We start from the raw sequence: 20,513 nt of genomic DNA, 5'->3' as shown, positions 1-20,513 counted from the left end.
ATGATCAGACAGGGATTGCTCGGGCAACTGATTACGGATTTATGCGCCTTGCCCGGCGTCGGCCCTAAATCGGCGCAGCGAATGGCGTTTTACTTGTTGCAGCGAGACAGGGATGGCGCTATGCGCTTGGCCGAAACATTATTATCGGCCAGCAAAAAAATCGCTTATTGCGAACAATGCAGAACTTTGACCGAGGACAAGCTATGCCGGCTGTGTGCCGATAAATCTCGCGATTCATCGATGGTTTGCGTCGTCGAAAGCCCGGCCGATGTTTGGGCGGTCGAGCAAGCTGCAACCTTTAAGGGCGTTTATTTTGTGTTGCATGGACACCTATCTCCGCTCGACGGCATAGGTCCCGAAGAAATCGGTTTGAATTTGCTGGAAAATAGATTGGCGGCAGGCGATGTAGGCGAAATTATTTTAGCGACCAATTCGACCGTTGAAGGCGAGGCGACCGCGCACCTAATTGCCGAGATGGCGAAGAAATATCAAGTCAAGGCCACGCGTATCGCACATGGCGTGCCGATGGGCGGCGAATTGGAATATATCGACAGCGGCACGTTATCGCACGCGTTTAACGGACGCCGTCAAGTTTGAGGAGCTTACGATGACAGATTGTTTGTTTTGCAAAATGGTGAGCGGCGAGATCAAGCCGGATACGGTTTATGAAGACGATAAAGTCTTGGCGTTCAGGGATATTCATCCGCAAGCGCCGGTTCATATCTTGATCATTCCGAAAATTCATATCGCCACGTTGAACGAGCTCGACGATGCCGGCTTGGCCGGTCATTTATTGCTGACAGCAGCGAAGTTGGCGGCTCAGGAAGGCTTGTCCGAGGACGGTTACCGGACCGTCATTAACTGCAACGAGCATGGCGGCCAAGCAGTGTATCATCTGCATCTGCATTTGCTCGGCGGACGTTCGATGCGCTGGCCGCCGGGGTGATGGGTTAGCAATAAACTCTTCGCATAATGCCAAGTTGTCAGTATTCGACCGGCAAGAAAAAACTTGCCAGCTTAGGAACAAAAATGAAATCATCAGGCCCTCGACAAGTTAATTAAAACAGGAGGGGATATGAATATTTTCGATGACAATTCATTATCGATAGGCCGTACGCCATTAGTGAAACTAAACCGTATCGCCGGCAACAAGGCTACGGTATTGGCCAAGATCGAAGGCCGGAACCCGGCATATTCGGTTAAATGCAGAATAGGCGCGGCGATGATTTGGGATGCCGAACAACGAGGTATCTTGAAACCCGGCATCGAAATCGTCGAACCGACCAGCGGCAATACCGGTATTGCCCTAGCTTATGTCGCCGCGGCGCGCGGTTATTCATTGACCTTGACGATGCCCGACACGATGAGTATCGAGCGGCGTAAAGTCTTGGCCGCGTTCGGCGCCCAATTATTTTTGACGCCGGGCGCCGAAGGCATGAAGGGCGCGATTCAGCGCGCCGAAGAAATCGTGCAAAGCGATCCGGATCGTTATTTTATGCCGCAGCAATTTAAAAATCCGGCCAATCCCGCGATTCATGAAAAAACTACCGGTCCTGAAATTTGGAACGATACCGACGGCAGTGTCGATGTCCTAGTTAGCGGTGTCGGTACCGGTGGAACGATCACCGGTGTGTCGCGCTATATCAAACAGACCCAAGGCAAAAATATCTTGTCCGTCGCGGTCGAGCCGAAGGAAAGTCCGGTGATTTCGCAAAAATTAGCCGGTCAGGAATTGCAACCGGGACCGCACAAAATTCAAGGTATCGGCGCCGGTTTCATTCCGGATACGCTCGATTTATCAGTCGTCGATCGGATCGAACAAGTCGAAAGTATGGAGGCGGTTGAGATGGCTAGACGATTAGCGCAAGAGGAAGGCATTCTTTGCGGTATATCCTGCGGCGCGGCTATGGTGGCGGCGATTCGGTTAGCCGAAGAGGACGAATTTGCGGGTAAAACCATCGTCGTAATATTGCCCGATTCCGGCGAACGCTATTTGAGTTCGGTGTTGTTCGATTCCCTCCACTAAATCACGCTTGAATCCAGTCTATCGATGCCGCCCGATGTTTTTATCGATATTCACAGGCATGGCAAAGGCGAGGGCAGGGTCATTGTCAATTTCGATACCTCGGAATGGGCCGGCCAAGAACCGCGAACCGGTTATTATTCATTAGGAATTCATCCGTGGTTTATCGAACGGCAGGATTGTAGAGCGTCCCTGCGAACTCTAGAGTCCGCATTAGCCGATAAGAATTTACTGGCACTCGGCGAATGCGGTCTCGATAGATTGACCGGCGCGCCTTTTTCCGAGCAAGAATCGATCTTCATCGCGCAGCTAGAACTTGCCGAGCAATGCGGGAAACCGGTCGTGATTCATTGCGTGCGCGCTTTCAGCGAATTACTCCGTATCAAATCGAAACGAAAATCCTCGGTGCCTTGGATCGTGCATGGCTTCAACAATAAGCCTTCAATCGCGGCGTGCCTGGTCGATCGGGGGTGTTATCTATCGTTCGGAAAGGCTTTGTTGCATCCTAGCAGCAATGCCGCTAAGGTATTGCCCGCCGTGTCCAGAGACCGGTTTTTTTTGGAAACCGACGATTCCGGTCTGGCTATCGATAGTATATACCGGACTGCGGCGGCTATTTTGCAAATCGATTTGCCCGAACTTCAACAACACCTCGAAAATAATTTTAACCGAGTTTTTTTACATGACTGATTTAAGCTGGCTGTCCCGTACCGAATTATTGATCGGACCTGCCAAACTGGAGAGCTTGCAGAAGGCCCATGTTTTAGTGGTCGGTATGGGCGGAGTCGGCTCGTTCGCGGCCGAATTCATATGCCGTGCCGGTGTCGGCGAAATGACCATCGTAGACGGCGACGTGGTCGAGCCGAGTAACCGTAATCGTCAATTGCCGGCGTTGGCGACGACGCATGGTCAATCGAAAGCCGATATCATGGGCGAGCGCCTGCTTGCGATCAACCCCGGTTTGAAACTGCACGTCAGGCACGAATTCATCACGCCCGATACCGCGCCCGAGATATTGAACACGCCATACGACTATGTGGTCGATGCGATCGATAGTTTGAAGCCGAAAATTACGTTGATACAGGCAGCCAAGCGGCGCAAAATGAAAATCGTCAGTTCGATGGGGGCTGGCGGCAAGCTTGATCCGACGCAAATCAAAGTGGTCGATATTTCCAAGACCTATCATTGCCCGTTCGCGCAGTTCATTCGGATTCGCTTGCGAAAAATGGGTATTCGGAGCGGCCTTAAAACCGTGTTTTCGCCCGAGGCCGTGATTAAGGAGTCCTTGATGATGAGCGAAGGCAACCCTTATAAAAAATCCGCCTACGGAACGATCTCGTATTTGCCGGCGGCTTTTGGCGGGGTCTGCGCATCGGTCGTGATACGTGCTTTGATGCAGGAACAAGCACTCGGTTCGAAAAAGCCTTAATCCTAGAAAAAGCATTTCACCATGAAGAGCATGAAGGTAATGAAGAAAAAAGCAAAAAAATCATCGAACTAATTCTTCATGTCACTTTATGGACTTCATGGTTAGTTCGTTATATTGAATACTTTCACAGTCTCAGGACCGTGGGAACGAGAAAAGCCTGTCATTCATGGCAACTGGATTCCGGTAATCCATGCCGGAACGAGGGATTCTGTTAACTTAATGGTAGTGAGGCAGAGCGTGTGAATCTTTGGGGAAGTTATTAGAACCACAGGCCGGTGATATGGCGCCGGGGGCGTTTGGCAACTCGGTCGCCGAGTCGGGCTCGATAATCGATCAACTCCGGATAGGCCATGGCTTGGAAAGACTGGTCTGTTTCGAGCTCGAGCAGACGTTTCACGCGTTCTTCGGTTGGCGGATGGGTGCGAAGTAATGAGGGGGCGGAATCGCGCCCGCCGGGAAAGAAAATTCGTTCCCAGAGCGAATATTGAGCGTGTTCGATTTTAGTCAGCGCCGAGGCCAAACCGCGAGGGTCGCCCGTGACTTCGGCCGCACATAGATCGGCATCGAATTCTCGGGTTCTCGAGAGTGCCAGTTGGGTCAATGCACTGATATAGGGTGCGAAAATCATCAGCAAAACCAACGGCCAGTTAAAACGGGCTTCGGTCAATAAAACAAACGGTAAATTGATCAATAAGATCAATTGCCCGAACAACGATAATAGGCTGGTGCCGCGGCTGAATAAATCGGCCAAGCCCATGATCCAAATGTCGTTATTACGGATATGGCTGGCCTCGTGGGCCAGTACGCCTGCCAATTCGCGCAAGCTTAGTTGACCGAACAAGCCGTCGGTTAAGGCGATGGCGGCATGGTTTTGGCCTCCGGTCGTAAAGGCATTGAGCGTGCTGCTCGGCACGCGGTATAAAACCGGCAACGTTTTTAGGCCTGAGCGCTGGGCGATGTGCAGTAATAATTGATAAAGTTCGGGCGCTCTGTCCGGTGTGATCGGAATTGCACCATAAAGGCTCATCAGCCAATGCGGAGACAGCGTCGGATTCAAAGTGACGACCAGCAAGCAGGACAATGATAATGCGATCAGTCCATCCAAGCCGGCAAATAGCCAGCCCAACAAGGCCGTATAGCTTGCCATCGATAAGAGCAGAATCAAGGAGTAAAAACGGTTGGCGATCGTATGGCGTTTCATGGATTCGCTAAATTAACAAGATGATCATCAATTGTGCGGCAATGATTCTGAGAATCATGACTAACGGATAAACGGTTGCATAGGCGATCGAGACGGCAGGAGAAGGGCTAAGCCCGTTAGCAAAAGCCAAGGCCGGCGGATCGGTCATGCTGCCGGCCAACAAGCCGCACAATGATAAATAATTCAGCTTAAAAAACAATCGTGCAAAAAAGCCGACGAGCAGCAACGGCAATAGCGTAATCAATGCCGCGCAGGCCATCCAATAGAAACCGTCGCCATGAATGAGCGTTTCGATGAATCTGTCGCCGGAATGAAGGCCCACTGCGGCGAGAAATAAAACGATTCCCATATCTTTGAGAATAATGTTTGAGCTTTTCGGTAGATGCCAAGTCATCGTGCCCCAATTGCCGATGCGGCTCAATATAATCGCGATAATCAAAGGTCCCCCTGCCAGGCCTAATTTGACCGCCGAAGGCATGCCGGGAATCCAGATCGGCCAACTACCAAGTAAGATACCAAGGCCGATGCCGATGAAGATCGGCACGATTTGCGGATGATTCAAAGTTTCGAGCGAATTGCCCAGCAGTTCCTCGAGACCTGCCAGGCCTTCCTTGCTGCCGACAGCCAGCAACTCGTCGCCGAAATGGACGTGCATCGCGCCGGTCGGCGTAAATTCCACATCAGGCCGATGTATTCTCGATATCGTGACGCCGAATAAAGCGCGAAGATGCGCGATCGATTGTCCGACGGCCTTTTTGTTAGTGACGACGAAACGGCCGGTGTGAAGGTTACTGCTTATATCATGAAGATTGACGATAGCCTCCGGGCCGATCAACATTTTTAGTTTTGCCAATTGTTTCGGGCTGCCGACTAGACGAATCGAGTCGCCGGTATGCAGTTTGCTGTCAATTGAGGCAACATGGACTTGCCCGTCATGAAGTATTCGAGTTACCACGACGCCCATTGCTTCGAAAAATGAAATCTCGCCGATCGCGATATTATTAAGATTCGGATTTTCGACCGTTAGATCTTTCCAGACCGGTGCTTGAGTATTGGCCCGCTGAATGCGCGAGAACACATCGGCTTCGTGCTGAATCATCACGTTGAAAACCCGCTTGATCAGAAGCATGGATAAAATGATGCCGATAATTCCGAACGGATAGGCGACCGCATAGCCCATGCCGGGGAGTTTTAAGGTTTCGGCGTCGATCATCGGTAAACCGCCTAAGACTTCTTGAGCCGCAGCAAGGGACGGTGTATTGGTCGTCGCGCCCGAAAATAAACCGACTATCGCGGCAATCGGAATATTTTCGATCAGCCCGATCGACACGGCCGTTAGGGCGCCAAGCAGCACGATCGTCGCGGCCAAGATGTTTAACAATATGCCGTGATGATAAAACGCATGAATAAAGCCGGGACCGACTTGAAGTCCGATTGCATAAACGAACAGAATAAGGCCGAATTCTCTCAAAAAATACAGGATTTCGGAGGAAATGGTGACCTCGAAATGGCCGAAAGCCAATCCGGTAAACAATACGCCTGCAATTCCTAGGTTAAAGTTGAATAGTTTGAGCCGGCCTAGGGCTAGCCCCGACGCGGAAACCAGACTGATGACGATTAGGCTGTGCGGGACCGATTCCTCGCTGATGAGCTCGATAAACCAATTCATAGAAAACGAATGACTCCCTAAATGCTCGACTAAAAAAATTGGTTAAAGGCATGGAGTGTGACAGGCGAGGAGCCTATTTAATAAATTTTTATAGTTATACCTTTCACACTTCAAATTTCGGTATTGTTTAAGGGGACGCCGGGGTGTTAGGTCGATTTTTGCTCCTGCAAAATCGACATTCACGCCATCCTTGGCGATTGCAAAGGCTTTGCCAGCATGGATGCTGGCATAGAGCCTACATGGATGTATTCACTGCGCCCTTTGACGAACACCCCGGTACCGAATTTGGATCTGCGATGGGTATATTAAGGATATGGCCGCATATTACCAAGAGATTCTGGAATTTAGTATACCTCTCGCACTTCAAATTTCGGCAGTGCCTGAGGAGGCGCCGGGGTGTTAGGTCGATTTTTGCTCCTCGGCAATTGCTCCTGCATTGCCCTAATACACGCCATCCATGGCGTAATGCAAAATCGACATTCACGTCATCCTTGGCGATTGCAAAGGCTTTGCCAGCATGGAGCTGGCATAGAGCCTACAGGGACGTATTCACGGCGTCCTTTGACGTGCACCCCGGTGCCGAATTTTGATCTACGATGGGTATGGCTGGAGGCTTGGCGTTAGTTTGAATGTTACCGGCATTCTCGCAAAACAGATCTTATGTTGGCCTATTATTAGAGGACGGCCTTTTAAGATGGCGGTCGACAAATAAAATTTGCCGAAGTCGAACAGGGTTTACTCTTCATCTTCGTAAATTTCATCGCCTCGATAAGCCTGTTCGATTTTGTTTCGGATGGAAGGAAACAAAAAATATTTTTCGTAATAGAGTCCTAAAATAATAACGGGTACCGCGATGAATACCGAGCGTCCGACTTCGCCTTCTACCGCAATCGTGAGTCCTGCCGTTAAAAATAGAAAAAAACCGATTAAATAGAAGCGAATACCGAGTAGCGTTCCGGTTAGGAGCATGGTATGAGCAAGAATGATGTGAATAATCAAACCGGTTGCTTCGGTTTCGATAATGCTGGCATGCCAAAGTAGCATGATTAGCATTACCGCAATGAAAGCACTCAGCCAAAAAATCGCTTCGTATTTTAGAAAATGCGGCGTATCTCTTCCGCTTTGCAGTGCGGCGGCTTTTTCGCTAATAACAGAGCTAATAAAAAAAATCGGCGTCATCGTCAACCAGTAAAAAAGCACCGCTCGTTCGGATAAGTAGCCGATCAGGTCGCCGATAAAACACAATCCGATTAGGCCTAGAAAAATAATTTCATTGAGATAGATATTCCGGATAATGCCGTCAATATTCCAAGGGTTTTTATGTCGGCTCATAAGTGCGTTCCTAACGATTAGAGTAGTCGCTAATATACGGCAAAATAGGGTTTTTAAAAACATTGTCTGCGATAGCGGTAATAGTCAACATAGCTGACTTTTACCATCGAGCAATTTGATGTGATCATTTGTTCGACAGTTGCGGATATTGTCGACTGTCAGTTTTCGCACAGTCTAACTCTGACTTCCCAGTAAGCGTCGAACAAAATGGCCTTGTCATAAAATCCGCAAACATGACCGCGCGAAGTATATGTAAAAAGCCGATTGGGCGTTAAAATGGCCGGCCGGTCCGAAATCGTTTGTGAAAAGCTGCTCACCGGCATTTGCCGTTCTTCTCTATTCGAGGCCTCTGAATGAATCTTGAAGTATTTTTAGCGTTGTTTAGCTTGATGCTAATTTCGTTGGGTGTATACATGGCGGCGCAAAAGGCCCGCATCCCTTATACCGTGCTGTTGGTGATCGTCGGTTCGTTATTGGTGCCCTTGTCGCGGGTCGAAGCCTTCGCGTTTATCAATAGTTTCGAGCTGACGCCCGAGTTGTTGTTTTTCGTATTTTTACCGATTTTGATTTTCGAATCGGCTTATAACATCAAAATCGGCGACATGATTAACAATATCCGGGCGATCAGTTTGCTGGCGATACCGGGCATGTTGGTGTCGACTTTTTTTATCGGTATCGCCGGTTTTTATGTGTTCAGATGGATTGGCTTTGAAGTGCCGATTATCGTGACCTTGTTATTCGGCGCGATCATATCTTCGACCGATCCGGTCGCCGTATTGTCTTTATTCAAAGATTACGGAGCGCCGAAAAGGCTCACGTTGATTTTCGAAGGCGAAAGCTTGTTTAACGACGGTACCGCGTTCGCTATTTTTTTGGTTTTTCTTGAAATTTTACTGCATGGTTTTGCCGGATCGACTTCGGTTGCGAACGGTTTTTTGAATTTTTTTATCATGCTGTTCGGCGGAATTATGTTCGGCTTGTTAATGGGTTTTGTATTCGCGAAACTAATCGAATGGGTCAAAGGTCATGAGCATTTAGAAATTACGCTGACATTGCTGGTTGCGCATTTTACGTTCATTTTGACCGAGGTGATCTCCGAGCATATTGTGTTATTCGGTCAGCAGCTTCGCTTCTCATCGATTATCGCAACTTTGGTCGCGTCGATGGTGATCGGTAATTTCGGCCGGTTCAAAATGTCGCACGGCGTCGAAGAATACATGGAAAAGTTTTGGAGTTATTTCGGTTTCGTGACGAATTCGCTGGTTTTCATCTTAATGGGTTTGTTGTTCGTCAAACAATCGATCGATTTGCATGTTGCGATTCTGCCTATATTACTGGCGATTGTTGTTGTGATGCTGGGGCGTGCGTTGTCGATTTATCCGTTGCTGGGTTTGTTGAATCTGACTCGGAAGGAAGAGCCGATTCTCGTTTCCTGGATGCATTTGTTGTCCTGGGGTAGTTTGAGAGGGTCGTTAGCGGTCATCATGGTCTTATTGATTCCTGACGATGCGACCTTGCCGGGTTGGACTTATGACTTTTCGGTTAAGGATTTCGTTACCGCAATCACGATCGGTTGTATTTATTTTACCTTGTTGGTCAAGGCGACCACGATCGGTAAAGTGATGCACGCGCTCGGTATCGACGCTTTGACGGATTATGAAGAAGTCAGTTATTACAAAGGTAAGGCATTGATATATGATGAAGTCTTGAGCTCTCTGGAACGTTTGTTTCAAGATAGAAAAATCAGCGAGGAACAATACCGGACGATGCGCGATAGTTATCAGCGTTTACATGATAAGGCTTTGAGCGAATATAAAGGCAAGTTTCCGAATGCTGCGGAATTGACTGAGAAGTTACTGCGTATTTTTGTGCTGGGCATGGAAAAGAGCGAATTGAAAGAAATCTATCATCGCGGCGATATTAATGAGAAGGTTTATAAGAAAATTCTCAATTTACTGGATATTCAAATGGCCCGTATCGAAAAAGGGCATTCTCAGCTAAATAAGTTGGACGAGAAGTTTCCGGTGGACGGAATAGAGCGTCTCATCAATGGCGTGCGAAGATTGTTATTTTTGTCGTCGCAGAATTTGCAGCCTCAAGAGCTTTATATTTATTACCGGACTCAATATCAAATGCTCGAAACGGTGGTCGGAAGGTTGGAGGGTTTACAAAATACCAGTCTAGGCGAGATTTTCGACGACGCCGATGCATTGTGTCGAACTATCGATCTATACAAAGCCTTGGCCTCAAATACCAAGCAAAACCTCGATAAGATGATTGAGTCGAATTACGAATTGTTAACGGATTTCAATTCGGTTAGCGGGCAAAAAACGCTCGATGCCCAGCAAATGGAAACGCTGGCTAAATTGAGTAAAAACGAGATAATTAGCGCGAAGCTTTATATTATGCTGTTTAATGAATTACGCGAGGGGAGGAAATAGGTGAAAGGTGAAAGGTGAAAGGGGAAGCGAATTAAGATTTAAGTTAGGAGCAGGCCGTAATTCTTAATCGGTCGCTATTGTCAACTTTGAATAATTGTTGAACCGAGACTTGTTAATTAGTATCAATGTAGACAAGGAAGTTTTTATATCGATTGGGATGTTATCCTGCTAATTTTGCGGAGAAAATCATGAGACGAATCTATTTTTTGGTTCCGGATATTGCCACCACGCATAAAATTGTCGATGAACTTAAGGCCGAAGGCATCGAGGAGTGTCATATTCATATTTTGGCGAAACGCGATACTCCGCTCGAAGGGCTGCCGGAAGCGGGCGTGACGATAAAAACGGATTTTCTTGCGGCTGCCGAGCGGGGCGCAGCGCTCGGCGGTTCGACAGGCGTACTGGCGGGGTTGGTGGGATTACGGTTTGCAGGTTTTGCGATTGCCGGAGGTCCTATATTGGGCGTACTTTTAGCCGGCGCGACCATTGGCTCTTTAATGGGAGGGCTTTCGGGGATGAATTCGGGTAATTCTCGCTTAAGGCAATTCGAGCAAGCTATAGAAGAAGGACAGCTGTTAGTGTTGGTCGATATAAATAAAAATGAAATTGATGAAATTAGTCGGTTGATTAAAAAGCACCATCCAACCGCCGAGTTCGAAGGCATTGAGCCGATTATGCCTCCTTCTTACTGAAATATTATTCAACTTTGCGGGGATGCTTCAAGCCTACAAAGTACCTTCAATAAGCTTGAACGATTTTCAGTATAAAGGGATAAGCGCCAACTTAAGGAAAGAACGCGTCATTCCGTCAGGGATTGGCGGAATCCAGTGCCAAGGATGGCAATGCGTAGCTTCACATTCATGTGTCCTGGATATTGACAACCCAACTGATTTTTTTAGGAGAATCGGAATTCGAGGCTATGAATGCAAAAAAGTATCGATTCAATGCTTTTTTGGTATTTATTATATTTTTGAAAAATAAGTAAAATATCTTTTTTAAAGGATGTTCTAAGTCTGTTTTTGCGGGCGTTTACTTTGCATCGTTCTAAGACTTATTGGATAATGGCGATTTTTTGTGCAAGCGAATTCGATTTCTCCTTGCGATTCTCCTCACGTCATTTAGGATATATTCTGTGAAGAAAATGTTGCCTATCCGATTTATTCCTTTAATCTTATTTTTCTTGTTATTACCGGTATCCGCGTTCGCTTCGGCTACAGGACTCGAAACGCTCAATTTGACCGAACATGCAGTCGGTTATTTTGCATTATTGATATTTGCTGTTGCTTATGTATTAGTCATACTCGAAGAGCAAACACATTTGCAAAAATCTAAACCCGTGCTGCTTGCGGCCGGTATCATTTGGGCGATGATCGCCGCAGTTTATGCGTCGCACGGTCTAAATGAAACAACCGAAGAAGCGTTGCGCCATAACTTTTTGGAATATGCCGAGCTATTTTTCTTTTTGTTAGTGGCGATGACCTATATCAGTGCGATGATAGAGCGGGATGTTTTTCAGGCATTGCACTTCTGGTTGGTTTCTAAAGGCTTCAGTTATCGGCAAATGTTTTGGATGACCGGTATTCTCGCCTTCTTTATTTCGCCGATAGCCGATAACCTGACTACCGCGCTGATTATGTGTACCGTTGTGATGACCGTTGGTGCAAGCCGGCCGGAGTTTGTCGCGATATCTTGCGTTAACATTGTAGTGGCCGCAAATGCCGGAGGCGCATTTAGTCCGTTTGGCGATATTACGACGCTAATGGTTTGGCAAAAAGGCATTATCGATTTTGGGGACTTTTTCAAGCTGTTTATTCCATCGATCGTCAATTTTGTCGTGCCTGCTGCGATCATGCATTATTTTATTCCGGTGGGTTTACCAGCTTTACCGGAAGAGGATAGCGCCGAAATCAAACATGGCGGTTTGGTAATTGTGGGTTTATTTTTATTGACGATCTTAACAGCGGTACTATTTCATCAGGTTTTGCATCTGCCGTCGGCGTTCGGCATGTTGACCGGTCTCGGTTATCTGAAATTTTTCGGTTATTACCTGCGCATGAAGCATCGACGCGAGTTTTCCAGCTTCGATTCTGTTCCGGGCAGCGAAGGACAAGGCAGCGGTTTCAATGTGTTCAGCCAGATTGCTAAAGCAGAATGGGATACGCTGTTCTTTTTCTACGGCGTGATCATGTGTGTCGGCGGTTTAGGTTTCATCGGTTATTTGAGCATCGCTTCGGAATTCATTTACGGCGAATTGGGTGCGACTTACGCGAATATTATTGTCGGTGTGATGTCCGCGATTGTCGATAACATTCCGGTTATGTTTGCAGTATTAACGATGAATCCCGACATGCCTGAAGTACAATGGTTGCTGGTTACATTGACTGCCGGCGTTGGCGGCAGTTTGTTGTCGGTCGGTTCGGCGGCCGGTGTCGCGTTGATGGGTCAGGCGCGCGGCCATTATACCTTTTTCAGTCATCTGAAATGGACGCCTGCGATCGCATTAGGCTATGCGGCCAGTATCGGCGCGCATATGCTGATTAACGGTTGATCGATATTTACCCGTAGAGATGCAATCTAAACCTTTTGTTTCGCTTCGACACATACATTTAGTTTGCATCTCTGCCGGAGTAAGCATTAAAAAAATCCGATGATCATGGCCTGAATCGCTCTTTCGTCGACACCCTTGACGCCGTATTTGTTATACCAGTGCGAATATTCGGTGCCGATGTAAATCGTGTCTTTTTTCCAACCGGTTAAATTGCCGATGTCGACCAATAATTGCGGCTGTGCCAGAATGTTGAAGTTTCCCGATGTATTGGTATTGCCGGTTCTGAAGTCGGTAAAACCCCGAAATTTAAAGTCCACACAGCCCATCGAAAAGGGCAGGCTCCACACCGGTGTAAACTGCAAGCCGTAGCGACTGCTCACATCGTCCGCTTTATAGACGGTTACGTCGAATTGCAGATAATCGAATAGACTGTTCGCCAGGTCGAAGCTCAAGCCGAACATATAGGCTTTAAAGTGGTCTTGTGCCGGTAGATTGCTGATGTTAAGGCCTAGCGCCAATGAAATGTCCTTGATCGGACCCAATGTCAGATTGAGCCCGGTTACTTTATTCCAGCTTAAATAGGTGTAGACTTCGGCGTAGACTTCGGTGCCGACATCGTTGCGGGGCATGACGTCGACAAAGAAAAAATTGGTTCCGTATTGCCAGCCATGGGCATGTTCGACTGTGACCGTCGTTCGCTTCGGCTCGCCGAACTCGAAATCCCCTCCGTACAACAGTTGAACATTACTCGCGGTCCAATCGATAGCTAGAACGGGCAAGGCGCAGCAAAGCAGCAGGGCAGGTAGGTAACCTGCCGATTTTTTCATGTTACTTCCAAATGCTGATGATATTCGTAAAATCGTCGGTCCAGGGCCGCATGCCGAAATACAACGGCATTTTTTCCCAACTTCCGAGCCGACTGGCGATGAGCGGGTTCAATATCTTCTCGTCTTTCGCCATCACGACCCAATCGGTGGCCGTGACCAATGGTATCGAGCCGTCCGTTTTAAATTCTTGGATCAATGCGGCCAATTGCATTTGTTTGGCATGGTCGGCCAGCACTTTTTTCAAGGCCAAATGGCGGTTGGTGATATGAAACGCCAAAATACCATTCGGTTTGAGTTTTTCGAAATACAGATCGAGCGCTTCGCGAGTCAATAGGTGGGTCGGCACGGCATCCGAGCTGAACGCATCCATGATCAACAAATCGAATTTGTGGTCCGGTTCTTCCGCCAGCGATAGGCGTGCATCGCCGATATTATGGGTCAAATTGCGGGCGCAGCGTTTCAGATAAGTGAAATAGTCCGGGTTTTCGGCAATTTCGACAACCAACGGATCGATTTCGTAAAAAGTCCATTGCTGATTATCCTTGGCGTAACAAGCCAATGCGCCGGCGCCGAGGCCGACCGCGCCGACGACCCACTCGCCGTTTTGTTCGTCGTAACTTTTAAATAACTGACCCATCGGTCCGGGGCGGCTGTAATAGGTCAACGGAACGGTTTCCAAATGAGCTGCTAAGCGTTGCGCGCCGTGCTTGGTCGTGCCATGAAACAGCTCGTGGTATTTTTCCGGACGGTTTTGTTCATCGAGTAAAACATTTTCACGCACCGACAGTACGCCAAAGAAGGTTCTATCCTGAAAAATCGTGTTGGACACCAAACCATGCAGACCCTGTGTAAAGAAGATTAATGTTCCCGCGAGCAAAGCTAAAGATAACGGTTGATTTTTGAACGCATAAGTCAGGCCGGCCAATAGAATCAAGCCCGTGCCGATCGTGTCTAGATATTGCGGCAGATCGTCGACCGTTAAATAGATGATTAATCCGCAGGCAATCACAATGGCCGGAAAAACGGCTTGCAGAGTCCAGCGATAACCGGTCGAGATATCCAGTCCGGGGCGCAGCAGTAATGCCGCAATGATCATGATTGGATATTCGTAAACCGCATTGAAAACGAACGGCGCGACAAAGGTATTGAACATACCGCCGAGCATGCCGGCGAACGACATGATCAAATAAAAGTCGGTCAAATGCCGCGTGTGGGGGCGAAGTCTGGCTAGTTCGCCGTGACAAACCATGATGGCCAGGAAAAAAGCGGTTGAATGCAGTACCAGGTCGAGCCAATAAGGTAAGATTGCCGGATTGATGAACGAGTAAGCGATGAACGGTAGCAATATTACCGGCTGCAGTGCCGTCATGATCGGATGTGTTTTTAGGTTCCATTTCGAAAACACAATGATGAAAGACAGTAAATAGAGCGTTAGCGGAATGATCCACAGCAGCGGTACCGATGCGATATCGGTGCTGATAAAGTTAGTCAAGCCCAATAGTAAGCTCGACGGCACGAAGGCCAAGACGAGCCAATGTAGGCGGGTTTTGTTGTCGAGCTCAGGGGACAATAGTATGTCTTCCTGTGCCGATGCATCCGTTCGAGGCTTGTTTTTCCACAAGCTCCACCCGCAACCGGCAATCATCAAACATAAAGCTGCATAGCCTCCGCTCCAAGCGATTTGTTGCGAAGCCAATCCGATATTCGGTTCGATCACAAACGGGTAGCTTAATAAGGCCAACAGGCTTCCGGCATTGCTTGCGGCATAGAGATAATAAGGGTCGTGACTGGTGTGGTGGCCGACTTGCGCGAACCATTTTTGCAACAGCGGTGCTGTGGCCGAAACGACAAAGAAGGGCAGGCCGATCGCAAGGAAAAGTGTGCCAAGCAGCCATAACGTCGGGTTGGTCTCGGTTGGAGGCGATAGATTATCCGGCAAAGCGACCGGCAATATCAACAGACTGATGAATAAGACGGCGGCATGGATTTGAAGCTGTCGCCGAGTGTCTTGGCGTGTCGATAAAAAATGCGCATACATATAACCTAGGAATAGGATGCTTTGATAAAACACCATGCAGGTATTCCAAACCGCGGGCGTGCCGCCCAATTTAGGCAAAATCAGCTTGCCGAACATCGGTTGTAGGCTAAACATCAATGTGGCGCTGGTGAATAGCGTCGCGGCGAAAAGCAGAATGAGCGAGAGTCTGCGGTCTTGTAAGGAGAGTGACGGGGTGTTCATTATTATTATCGTCTGTAAGAGTATGCTGTTTCGAGTGCGCTATGATAAAGCATTTTCAATGGAATTGGGGTGTTGGTCTTTGCAATGGAGGTGGTTTGCCGGCTCGATGTGGCCTTGATGAACAGAGTCAATATACGCCACATTGCTAATCAAATTTCGGCAAAGATAGACCTGATTAGCAAGTTTCTTCAGCTAAAGCCCAAAGATCAGCATATCCTTAGCAGGGCGGGGTTCGCAAGCCATGCGCGTCAAGCTAAAAACAGCCAACCCACATCACGCTCTTTCCCAAGCTCCAGCTTCTTGAGACCGACACAACCTTCGCACATTCTCAATCAACCCCGACTCGCTCGTTCAATCTTTCTTGATTGTCGGGAAGCTAGAGCTTCCTGAACAGATTACCCAAGCTGGAGCTTGGGTAATAGCATATTTTAGTTTTTGCGACTACGACTGGCCCCTGCTCGGACACTTGGCTTCGGCAAGCTGAAGCATCTTGCTAATCAGGAAGATAGATATGTCAATTCCGAAATTTGAAGTGTGGATAGTTATAATTTAGTCGTTTTTATCAAGAAACCATGACAAACTCTTGAGAAAGTTTTCTGCGTCGGCTGCTGCTAAGGGCTTGCTGAAATAGAATCCTTGCACGTTATCGCAGCGGTTTGTTTTGAGAAAATCCAATTGATTTTCACTTTCCACGCCTTCCGCCGTAACAACTTTGCCATGGGCATGCGCTTTTTTGATGATCGATATGACGCTGTTCGCATTTTCGTTATTGATCGGAAGGGTACGAATCAGTGCGCGATCGATTTTGATGGTTTGCGCCGGAAGGGAATCGAGTTGCTCCAAAATAGGCGAGTCGGAATTGATATCGTCTATTGCAACCGACAGACCCGCAGCATTGAGTTGATCGATGATATTTACGGCATGATCGATATTTTGCATGATCGTGCTCTCTTTAATCTCAATTTCCAGCCAGTTCGGAGTTACTCCGAGGTTATCGATATCGCGTAGCATTCTTTCTACCAAGCTTTGTTGTTGAATTTGATTGACCGAAAGATTAATGCTGATTTTGGCGGGTCTGAGGTTCATCTTTTCCCAAGCCAGCGCCTGACTACAGACCTGCCTGACGACCCAGTCGGTAATTTTATCGATTAAACCGGATTTTTCGGCGAGCGGTAAAAATTCCGAAGGCGATAAGATGCCTTGTTCGGGATGATACCAGCGGACTAAACTCTCGAAACCGATGATGTCGCTGCTGATCAATGCATGTCGACTCTGATAATAAATCAAAAAGTGACCGTTCATGCCTGGATTTTGAGTATTTTCTATCGAACTTGCCGAGGTTGTTCGGCTTATTCGTAGGCAATGTTTAACGGTGTTCGTCAAGTCTTCGGTCAGTTGTTCGGAGCTTATGAAAGCCGGTTGCATGTCCTCGGAATAAAATGCATAACCCAATTTTTCCTTCTTAGCGTGATACATCGCGGTATCGGCATGATTGATTAGACTATCGCCGTCGGTGCCGTTGTCCGGATATACAGAGATGCCGATACTGCTTCCAATGCTAAGCATTTGTTCGCCGATGTAATAAGGCTGTTGCAAGACCTTAATGAGCTTGTTAGCAACCGATAGGGCGGCTTGGGCGTCGGAATCAGGTAGGAGTATGACGAATTCATCTCCGCCCATGCGGGCCGCAATATCGGAGTCGCGTATGACTGACAGTATTTTTTGCGCCGTTTCCTTAAGAACCTCGTCTCCTGCGGCATGGCCGAGCGTATCATTGATCGATTTAAACTTATCCAGATCAAGATAAAATAGCGTAATTGAGGTTTTGTTCCGGTGAGCAAGATTGATTGCTTGTTGTAGGCGATCGGCGAATAAACGCCGGTTGGCCAAACCGGTCAGATCGTCATAATAAGAAAGCGATGTGAGTAATTCATGCGTTTCTTTACGCTCGGTAATGTCGTGTGCGATACCGTCGACGCCTATGCATTGGCCGTTTTGGTCAAATACTGGCGAGTCCATGACTTCAAGCCAATGGATATAACCGTTGCTATCATAAACTTCGACTTCGTAAGGCGGTTGAGGCATGCCTTTTAAGCATAAATCCGTGTTTTTATCGATGTTTAGGTTAGCGGGGTTGTCGGTCAGGAAGTCGCGGTGATTAGCGATAAACTCTTCCGTACTGTAGCCGAGTATATTGCTGACCGAAGGGCTCACATAAGTCAGTAAACCCGAAGGGTCTTGACGATAGAAAAAATATTCATGGCGTAGATTCTCGACCAAACTACGGTATTTTTGTTCGCTGGCTTTAAGTTCGGCAGTCCTTTGCTCGACCAAGTTTTCCAATTCGTTTTGTAGATTGACTAATTGTTGATTTGCGAGCAACACTTCATCCTTGGATTGCTCGATACGGCGATTTTGTCTGCGGACTTGAACAATCCATAGCAACATGACGAGTAGTACGAATGCGAATGCTGCAACAATTTTACCGATCAGCACATAGTCGGTGACTACGGTTTCAACTTTGGGAACCCATTTTTCGAAGATCGCCTGTTTTTCTTCGGAGCTGAGCGAGTCGAGCCCTTTTTGTAATATCGAAGCCAATTCCGGCCAATCTTTACGTATCGCGATACTTTCGTTTGCGCTGTTGTGATCGTAGAAAGCCGCTATATTAAGGTCGCTGAGTTGGTGTCTATTGATTAAAAAATGACCGGTCCCGGTAAAAGTGATTGCGGCATCTGCTTGGCGATTCGCCACCGCTTTAAGACCCTCTAGGAAAGAATCGACCGCGTGTATTTTGATCGAAGGAAACTCTTCGCGAACTCGATCGACATATTGGTAATTGTCGACCAGAGCGATTTTTTTGCCGGCGATATCGGTGCGGCGCTTGATGGTGAAATTGTCTTTTCGGGTAATGATGACCAGCGACTTGTTGAGATAGGGTTGAGTAAAGAAAAACCATGTGCGACGCTCCGGTCTGTTGACCATCGTTGCCACGATATCGGTTTGTCTTGCGACGGCCGCTTCGTATATCCGGCTCCAGTCGGTGTGCGGATAAATTTCGAAGTCAATACCTAGTCGCTGGCTTAGTAAGCTAATGATTTCAACGGCAACGCCTTCGACAATGCCTTTATCATTAACAAAGCTAAAGGGAGGAAAGTCTCCGTCAAAAGCGATTCGGATTTTTTTATGCTTTTCCAGCCACTTTTGTTCTTCTGGATTCAAAGTTATAGTGCGAACCGGAGCCGGAACCGATGCTGAAGCCGAGTCGGTCTTTAAATCAGAGGCAACCGACGGCATCGATAAAAAGAGTAAAATAAAAAAAATAATCAGATGCACAATGAGATTCATGAATGAGTAAGAGTACGGAAAGCGTTTTATGCCCGTAATTTGTAACAAATTATAGATGGTTTTGTATTGAGTATGGGCAAGTTTTAGGCAGTTCGGTTCCCGGGAACCTATCCTTAACATTTATAGATCGTAAATTATTGAAAAATAAGCCGCATGGCGGTGTAAGGTTCAATTTGATATTATTTATAATATTTTTATTTCAATAGCATAGCCCGCGAGAGCCTCATTGATTCCAGGTTATCCCCTCGTGATTTGCAATGGAAATCCTTTGTATAATTTAAAAATCATTCAAGTCGGCAAGTAATTGATTGCCTAGCACAGGCTCTAGACAATCCCGGATTTGATTGCTACGCTTAGAAAATCCAATACATCCAGCAACTGAATCAACCTCCATGCTTACATCCAATCGTATTCTGATTGTCGATGACGTCATCGATAACATTCGTGTCGCCATGAACTTTTTAAAGGAAGACAATTACGATCTTTCGTTTGCCTGCGGCGGAGAAGAAGCGTTACGGTTGATTCGAGATAATCCGGCGCCGTTCGATTTGATTCTGCTGGACATTATGATGCCGGGCATGGACGGCTTCGAAGTCTGCCGAATTTTAAAAGACAATCCGCGTTATCAAGATGTGCCGATTATTTTTTTGACTGCCCGTGTCGATGTCGATTCGATGGCGAAAGGCTTTACCGTCGGCGGCGTCGATTATATAACCAAGCCTTTTCATGCCGATGAATTGTTGGCGCGCGTCAAGACGCATATCGATTTGTTTCATGCAAAAAAAATACTGCGCGAACATAATATCGCATTGGAAGCGAAAGTCGCCTATGAGCGGGTCCGCTTACTTACGGAGTTGGAAGAAAATCAAAAAGAAATGATATTTATGCTGACCGAATTAATGGAATCGACTTCGGATGAAACCGGAAAGCATATCAAGCGCTTGTCCGAGATTTCAGCATTGCTGGCTAAATATCATAAAAGCCTCTCCGTTCACGATATGGATATGTTGTATCATGCCTCCCCGATGCATGATATCGGCAAGATGATGATACCTAAGGAAATATTGAATAAGCCGGGGCGATTGACCGAGGACGAATTTAATGTCATCAAGTCGCATACCACTAACGGTTATCAATTACTATGCCGTTCGGATCGAAGAATCATTAAATCCGCCGCCGTCATCGCTCATGAACATCATGAGAAATGGGACGGTAGCGGGTATCCGCGCGGATTGAAGGGTAATGATATTCATATTTACGGCCGAATCGTCGCATTAGCCGATGTGTTCGATGCGTTGACTCATGCTCGATGTTATAAAGCCGTTTGGAGTCGCGATCGGGTTGTCGATTATATTGAGGGACATCGCGAAACGCAGTTCGACCCGGAATTGGTCGACATTTTCTTAGGCCATGTCGATGAGTTTTTTGCAATCGCCGATTTGAAGTGAGTGCCGGT

The 20,513-nt window shown here is 47.4% G+C and carries 15 protein-coding genes; 9 read left to right on the top strand and 6 right to left on the bottom strand.

Annotation, left to right across the window (positions count from 1 at the left end; all coding sequences use genetic code 11):
- The 5 genes from recR to MEALZ_RS11745 all read left to right on the top strand — a co-directional run bounded on the left by recR (position 1) and on the right by MEALZ_RS11745 (position 3,452).
- On the top strand, positions 1–597 hold the full coding sequence (recR, locus tag MEALZ_RS11765) for a recombination mediator RecR (RefSeq protein ID WP_014148862.1): 597 nt from the start codon (positions 1–3) through the stop codon (positions 595–597).
- Between the two features lie 10 nt (positions 598–607).
- The gene (locus tag MEALZ_RS11760; RefSeq protein WP_014148861.1) at positions 608–946 is read left to right on the top strand and encodes a histidine triad nucleotide-binding protein; all 339 of its coding nucleotides are present in this window, start codon (positions 608–610) and stop codon (positions 944–946) included.
- A gap of 129 nt (positions 947–1,075) precedes the next feature.
- Positions 1,076–2,026 carry a cysteine synthase A gene (gene cysK, locus MEALZ_RS11755; protein WP_014148860.1) on the top strand — a complete coding sequence of 317 codons (951 nt, stop codon included), beginning with the start codon at positions 1,076–1,078 and terminating at the stop codon, positions 2,024–2,026.
- Positions 2,027–2,050: 24 nt separating this feature from the next.
- Complete coding sequence (locus tag MEALZ_RS11750) at positions 2,051–2,713, top strand: TatD family hydrolase (RefSeq protein ID WP_014148859.1); 663 nt, start codon at positions 2,051–2,053, stop codon at positions 2,711–2,713.
- Positions 2,706–3,452: a tRNA threonylcarbamoyladenosine dehydratase gene (locus MEALZ_RS11745; protein WP_014148858.1), complete on the top strand. Its 747-nt coding sequence runs from the start codon at positions 2,706–2,708 to the stop codon at positions 3,450–3,452. The genes MEALZ_RS11750 and MEALZ_RS11745 overlap by 8 nt, the downstream gene beginning before the upstream one ends.
- Positions 3,453–3,711: 259 nt before the next feature.
- Here the strand turns inward: MEALZ_RS11745 and MEALZ_RS11740 are convergent, their stop codons facing one another.
- The 3 genes from MEALZ_RS11740 to MEALZ_RS11730 form a co-directional block, all read right to left on the bottom strand.
- The gene (locus MEALZ_RS11740) at positions 3,712–4,653 is read right to left on the bottom strand and encodes a zinc metalloprotease HtpX (protein ID WP_014148857.1); all 942 of its coding nucleotides are present in this window, start codon (positions 4,651–4,653) and stop codon (positions 3,712–3,714) included.
- Between the two features lie 7 nt (positions 4,654–4,660).
- Complete coding sequence (locus MEALZ_RS11735; protein ID WP_014148856.1) at positions 4,661–6,322, bottom strand: putative transporter; 1,662 nt, start codon at positions 6,320–6,322, stop codon at positions 4,661–4,663.
- Positions 6,323–7,057: 735 nt separating this feature from the next.
- Positions 7,058–7,654 (bottom strand): hypothetical protein, encoded by a 597-nt coding sequence (locus MEALZ_RS11730; protein WP_014148855.1) that lies wholly within the window; start codon positions 7,652–7,654, stop codon positions 7,058–7,060.
- Positions 7,655–8,007: 353 nt separating this feature from the next.
- On the opposite strand from MEALZ_RS11730, the gene MEALZ_RS11725 reads away from it, so the two are divergent.
- The 3 genes from MEALZ_RS11725 (at position 8,008) to nhaD (ending at position 12,643) form a co-directional block, all read left to right on the top strand.
- Positions 8,008–10,095 (top strand): cation:proton antiporter domain-containing protein, encoded by a 2,088-nt coding sequence (locus tag MEALZ_RS11725; RefSeq protein WP_014148854.1) that lies wholly within the window; start codon positions 8,008–8,010, stop codon positions 10,093–10,095.
- A gap of 188 nt (positions 10,096–10,283) precedes the next feature.
- Positions 10,284–10,787 (top strand): glycine zipper family protein, encoded by a 504-nt coding sequence (locus MEALZ_RS11720; RefSeq protein WP_014148853.1) that lies wholly within the window; start codon positions 10,284–10,286, stop codon positions 10,785–10,787.
- Between the two features lie 449 nt (positions 10,788–11,236).
- On the top strand, positions 11,237–12,643 hold the full coding sequence (gene nhaD / locus MEALZ_RS11715) for a sodium:proton antiporter NhaD (protein WP_046061126.1): 1,407 nt from the start codon (positions 11,237–11,239) through the stop codon (positions 12,641–12,643).
- 86 nt (positions 12,644–12,729) lie between these two features.
- On the opposite strand, the gene MEALZ_RS11710 is transcribed toward nhaD, so the two are convergent.
- The 3 genes from MEALZ_RS11710 to MEALZ_RS11700 all read right to left on the bottom strand — a co-directional run bounded on the left by MEALZ_RS11710 (position 12,730) and on the right by MEALZ_RS11700 (position 19,057).
- On the bottom strand, positions 12,730–13,470 hold the full coding sequence (locus tag MEALZ_RS11710; RefSeq protein WP_014148851.1) for a DUF5020 family protein: 741 nt from the start codon (positions 13,468–13,470) through the stop codon (positions 12,730–12,732).
- 1 nt (position 13,471) lies between these two features.
- On the bottom strand, positions 13,472–15,709 hold the full coding sequence (locus tag MEALZ_RS11705; protein ID WP_014148850.1) for a spermidine synthase: 2,238 nt from the start codon (positions 15,707–15,709) through the stop codon (positions 13,472–13,474).
- 549 nt (positions 15,710–16,258) lie between these two features.
- On the bottom strand, positions 16,259–19,057 hold the full coding sequence (locus MEALZ_RS11700) for a bifunctional diguanylate cyclase/phosphodiesterase (protein WP_052712524.1): 2,799 nt from the start codon (positions 19,055–19,057) through the stop codon (positions 16,259–16,261).
- Positions 19,058–19,449: 392 nt separating this feature from the next.
- On the opposite strand from MEALZ_RS11700, the gene MEALZ_RS11695 reads away from it, so the two are divergent.
- A complete protein-coding gene (locus MEALZ_RS11695; protein WP_014148848.1) occupies positions 19,450–20,505 on the top strand; it encodes an HD domain-containing phosphohydrolase in 1,056 nt (351 codons plus the stop codon).
- Positions 20,506–20,513: the final 8 nt, after the last annotated feature.

The sequence above is a fragment of the Methylotuvimicrobium alcaliphilum 20Z genome (assembly GCF_000968535.2).
In the GTDB taxonomy this organism is placed as follows: domain Bacteria; phylum Pseudomonadota; class Gammaproteobacteria; order Methylococcales; family Methylomonadaceae; genus Methylotuvimicrobium; species Methylotuvimicrobium alcaliphilum.
This window is presented reverse-complemented; position numbering and strand designations above follow the sequence as displayed.

What these genes read in the sequence shown, in the direction of transcription:
- MEALZ_RS11695 (WP_014148848.1), top strand. Translation starts at nt 19,450, where the DNA reads ATGCTTACATCCAATCGTATTCTGATTGTCGATGACGTCATCGATAAC.
- MEALZ_RS11725 (WP_014148854.1), top strand. Translation starts at nt 8,008, where the DNA reads ATGAATCTTGAAGTATTTTTAGCGTTGTTTAGCTTGATGCTAATTTCG.
- MEALZ_RS11735 (WP_014148856.1), bottom strand. Translation starts at nt 6,322, where the DNA reads ATGAATTGGTTTATCGAGCTCATCAGCGAGGAATCGGTCCCGCACAGC.
- MEALZ_RS11710 (WP_014148851.1), bottom strand. Translation starts at nt 13,470, where the DNA reads ATGAAAAAATCGGCAGGTTACCTACCTGCCCTGCTGCTTTGCTGCGCC.
- nhaD (WP_046061126.1), top strand. Translation starts at nt 11,237, where the DNA reads ATGTTGCCTATCCGATTTATTCCTTTAATCTTATTTTTCTTGTTATTA.
- recR (WP_014148862.1), top strand. Translation starts at nt 1, where the DNA reads ATGATCAGACAGGGATTGCTCGGGCAACTGATTACGGATTTATGCGCC.
- MEALZ_RS11720 (WP_014148853.1), top strand. Translation starts at nt 10,284, where the DNA reads ATGAGACGAATCTATTTTTTGGTTCCGGATATTGCCACCACGCATAAA.
- MEALZ_RS11730 (WP_014148855.1), bottom strand. Translation starts at nt 7,654, where the DNA reads ATGAGCCGACATAAAAACCCTTGGAATATTGACGGCATTATCCGGAAT.
- MEALZ_RS11750 (WP_014148859.1), top strand. Translation starts at nt 2,051, where the DNA reads ATGCCGCCCGATGTTTTTATCGATATTCACAGGCATGGCAAAGGCGAG.
- MEALZ_RS11760 (WP_014148861.1), top strand. Translation starts at nt 608, where the DNA reads ATGACAGATTGTTTGTTTTGCAAAATGGTGAGCGGCGAGATCAAGCCG.
- MEALZ_RS11705 (WP_014148850.1), bottom strand. Translation starts at nt 15,709, where the DNA reads ATGAACACCCCGTCACTCTCCTTACAAGACCGCAGACTCTCGCTCATT.
- cysK (WP_014148860.1), top strand. Translation starts at nt 1,076, where the DNA reads ATGAATATTTTCGATGACAATTCATTATCGATAGGCCGTACGCCATTA.
- MEALZ_RS11745 (WP_014148858.1), top strand. Translation starts at nt 2,706, where the DNA reads ATGACTGATTTAAGCTGGCTGTCCCGTACCGAATTATTGATCGGACCT.
- MEALZ_RS11700 (WP_052712524.1), bottom strand. Translation starts at nt 19,057, where the DNA reads ATGAATCTCATTGTGCATCTGATTATTTTTTTTATTTTACTCTTTTTA.
- MEALZ_RS11740 (WP_014148857.1), bottom strand. Translation starts at nt 4,653, where the DNA reads ATGAAACGCCATACGATCGCCAACCGTTTTTACTCCTTGATTCTGCTC.